Origin of the sequence: Acinetobacter sp. YT-02, assembly GCF_002412355.1 — a bacterium.
Lineage (GTDB): Bacteria > Pseudomonadota > Gammaproteobacteria > Pseudomonadales > Moraxellaceae > Acinetobacter > Acinetobacter towneri.
Window position 1 is genome coordinate 1 of the sequence record NZ_NOZT01000084.1, and the last position, 3,837, is coordinate 3,837.

Consider the following 3,837-nt stretch of genomic DNA (forward strand, 5'->3'; position numbering starts at 1 on the left):
ATGACCGCTATATTAACCAAGGGGGTCAGTTTTTAAATGCCATTAGGGGGTCATTTTTACACTGCCGCTAACATTAACCGAACTCAAGAATCGTGGTGTGAAAGACATTCTAATTGCGTGTGTAGATGGCTTAAAAGGCATCCCTGATGCAATCAATACAGTTTACCCTGACACTCATATCCAGTTGTGTATTATCCACATGGTACGCAATAGCTTGAAATATGTGAGCTGGAAAGACTACAAAGCTGTTACTGCCGATTTAAAGAAAGTTTATCAATCTGTTACCGAAGATGCAGTCCTGTAAGCCCTGGATAAAATTGGTCAAAAGTGGGACGATAAATATCCTCAAATCAGTAAATCATGGCTTGTCAACTGGTCGAATCTCAACACGTTCTTTGCCTATCTAATGGACATTCGCAAGGCGATTTATACCACCAATGCAATTGAATCCTTGAACAGTGTCATTCGCCATGCCACCAAGAAAAGAAAAATCTTCCCAACCGATGATTCTGTGAAAAAAGTGGTATATTTAGCGATTATGGCAGCAAGCAAAAAATGGACGATGCCCATTCAGAATTGGAAAGCTGCCATGAATCGTTTTAGTATCATGTTTGAAGAACGTGTAACCAAGTATTTTTAAAACAACATTTACACAGAATTATTTACACCCTCACAGAATTAGGTCGTCCTCATACCCAAGTTGTCACTTGAGTTCTGTTCAGATAAGAAGGTGCTGTCTTTTAAATCTTTGTGCAACAAAGCCAATCATATTGAAAATTTAACTTCACTTAACAAAATACTTATTGATCTCTTCATAGAAACTGCTGTTAATGAAATGATATATTCTGAAAAGTTAGTATGATAGTCATAACTTACATATATTTTTCAGGCTATGTCACGTTTGTCTACCTTTGGGTCTAAATGAATCAAATAGCGATTTTCCAACACAGATTTAAATCGTTATGATTTTCTAGTTAACTCTACAGTTTTACGGGGTGAACCGTACCGGGTTTGTCGGAGACTTTTTATTTAAGTTAGGCTACCTGACCTAACGGATTAATTTTATCATAGTACATTGCTTCAAACTCAAAAGGCGATACATAACCTAGTGCACTGTGTACATGCTCTTTATTGAATCAACCTACCCAGTTTAGTGTCGCAAGTTGTACATCTGCTAAACCTTGCCAATCTGCTTTTAGATATTCAATCACCTCTGTTTTGTATAAGCCATTCACCGTTTCAGCCAGAGCATTATCGTATGAATTACCAGTCGTACCGACTGATGCTCGTAAATTTGCTGCTTCTAAACGATTGGTATAGCGAATGGAAAAATATTGCACACCTCTGTCGGAATGATGAATCACATTCTTTGGCATGCCTCGATCGTGCAATGCTTGCTCTAATGCATCAAGCACCATATCTGTATTCATACGTGTTGATACTTTCCACCCAACAATTGCTCGTGAAAACACATCAATAATAAATGCGATATAGATCCAGCCTGAATTTGTTTGAATATACGGGTGAGTAGACCAAGGGAATTTCACCCTTAGCCCCTCGCAGAACCGGACATGAACCTCTCAGCTCATCCGGCTCCCATTATCCAACCGATGGTAAACATCCCATTTTCCAGTGCACAAAGGCATTTGGAAAATCACGCGCAAGTCGCCCTAAGGCATATCTAGCCCGTCTTTTATGACGGGCCAAGTTTTTATACTTACGCCTCATCCAGCGTATAAGATAAGCATTCATGTGTTGCCAGATCGCTGACATTGCTGAACCATGGAATCGACCATAGTATTGCTGCCAGCCTTGAAGAATTGGATTAAATATTGCAGATAAATCACTTAATTCGCGATTACACATCAGATGTAGATGCCATTTCCGAATAGTCTGTCGCATTGCTTTAAGTGCATCACGACTGACTGCAGGAGAGAAATTTACATAAACTCTTTTATACTTGTCCACAGCCTTACGGGGCCTAAACGTGTACCCGAGAAAAGTAAATTGAACATCTGGATATGCTTGGCGACGATTCACATCTTGGCAATAAACAATCTTTGTCTTATCTGGATGCAATTCGAGTCCACATTCACGAAATCGTGCACCAATCTTTTGTAAAACAAGTTTGGCTTGAGATAAACTTCGGCAATGAATTACGCCATCATCTGCATAACGGCAGAACCGTACACTTTGAAGATGTTTCGTAATCCACATATCAAAAGCATAATGCATAAATAAATTCGCCAATAAAGGACTCACAACACCACCTTGTGGTGTGCCGCGATTCCTTTCTAAAAGATGGCCATTTATGTGTTGCATTGGTGCTTTTAACCAACGTTGCACATATAAAAGAATCCATGGAATTTCACAGTGTTTCTTGAGTGCACGCATTAGTAAATCATGGTCGATGTTATCAAAGAGACCTTTGATATCAAATTCCACAACCCAGTCATAATCCCAACTTCGTCTCCTCACTATCGCAATTGCATCATGGGCAGAACGCCCCGGACGATATCCATATGAGTTTGGATGAAATAATGGATCAATTTTCGGCTCTAATAAGAGCTTAACTGCTGTTTGCGCGACTCGATCTGCAACTGTTGGAATACCTAGTATACGCACGCCACCTGACTTCTTTGGAATCGGAACAGCCTTAACTGGCGGTGGAAAATAACTGCCAGAACAAAGTCGATTCCATAGTTTGTATAGGTTGTTCTTTAAATGCTTTTCGAATTGCTCAATAGATTCATGATCAACGCCTGGAGCGCCACCATTCTCTTTGACTTTTTTAAATGCCTCCCAGATTAACGCTTTAGGAATGTTAAATGGTTTGGTCATAAAGTTTTGCTCCTCCTGCTTGCACAGTTGACAAATCCGTAGACCTGGATAATGCAACCCCTTCGCTCCATTACCATTACAGTAACTTCAACACTACTACGAGTTGCTCCGCCCCTTGGTGACGCATTGCTATTATCAGCCTTGCCTTTTGAGCTTGTGCCTTTCGCTTGACATCGCCACCGAAGGTTCCCGCAGTTCAACGTAAGAGCCTGAATTAGGATCGCGCTGCCTCTACGCCGGACACCGAATGGCCCGTAAGCAGGTAACGGCCAAACTAATCGCGGGGTAACTTCCATCCCCGGTTTTGATGTCATTTGAGTACTTTCGACACTTGAACGGCAGTTCACTGTTGTTCGCCTTCCTAATTCTTACCTGACATCTCTACGATGCCTTTTCCATAACGCTCACGACCGGGACTTTTGATCCAAGCCGCTTATGGTGGTTTGCTACCTGCTCCTGCAAGCCGATAGCGAGGGGCCATACCCTCATCTCTTACGCCGCTTGCTGCGGCACACTAAAGTCACTTACCCACAGTTGGTCAGTTCGATCAGCATTAAAATTACGTTTCACTAAATCATCTGCTCGTTTTTGGTCATCTCGGTTACGGGTGGTTTGTTTATTCTTACCACGCCAAACACCTTGTATAGCTAGCTTCTGCATCAATCGAGCAACTGTACAACGTGCGATAACATAACCTTCACGTTTCAATTGTTGCCAGACCTTACGCACACCATATCGACCTAAACTTTCTTTCCAAATTCGTTGAATTTGTTCAGCATGATGCTCATCATCATGTAGATCTCGTTTCGCTCGATGTTCTGGATTGTCAGCGAGATCTAAAGTTCGGTAATAGGTTGAAGCTGCGATCGGTAAAATCCTACAAATCGCATCAACACCATATAAGCCTTTATTGTTATGGATGAAATCCACCATTATTTGTGTGGGCGGTCGAGCTCCGCCTGGGCGAAAAAAGCGGCTGCTTTACGTAGAATTTCA

Annotated in this window: 1 protein-coding gene, 3 pseudogenes and 1 other annotated feature; of the genes and pseudogenes, 1 reads left to right on the forward strand and 3 read right to left on the reverse strand. The window is 41.7% G+C overall.

Annotation, left to right across the window (positions count from 1 at the left end):
* Positions 1 to 73: 73 nt before the first annotated feature.
* Positions 74 to 640 (forward strand): annotated as a pseudogene (locus tag CF596_RS14170) (IS256 family transposase); the annotation flags it as partial.
* A 394-nt stretch (positions 641 to 1,034) separates the two neighbouring features.
* Here CF596_RS14170 and CF596_RS14175 read toward each other — a convergent pair.
* From CF596_RS14175 to CF596_RS14190, 3 genes and pseudogenes are all read right to left on the reverse strand, one after another.
* A pseudogene (locus CF596_RS14175) lies at positions 1,035 to 1,520 on the reverse strand (IS3 family transposase); the annotation flags it as partial.
* Positions 1,521 to 1,599: 79 nt separating this feature from the next.
* Positions 1,600 to 2,841, reverse strand: coding sequence for a group II intron reverse transcriptase/maturase (ltrA, locus tag CF596_RS14180; RefSeq protein WP_096902847.1), 1,242 nt, complete (start codon positions 2,839 to 2,841; stop codon positions 1,600 to 1,602).
* 513 nt (positions 2,842 to 3,354) lie between these two features.
* Positions 3,355 to 3,837 (reverse strand): annotated as a pseudogene (locus tag CF596_RS14190) (IS3 family transposase); the annotation flags it as partial.
* Positions 3,700 to 3,816: a sequence feature (AL1L pseudoknot), on the reverse strand. It overlaps the preceding pseudogene by 117 nt.

Bases quoted from the DNA above. Each gene is read 5' to 3' on its own strand.
- ltrA (WP_096902847.1), bottom strand. From the start codon at position 2,841: ATGACCAAACCATTTAACATTCCTAAAGCGTTAATCTGGGAGGCATTT.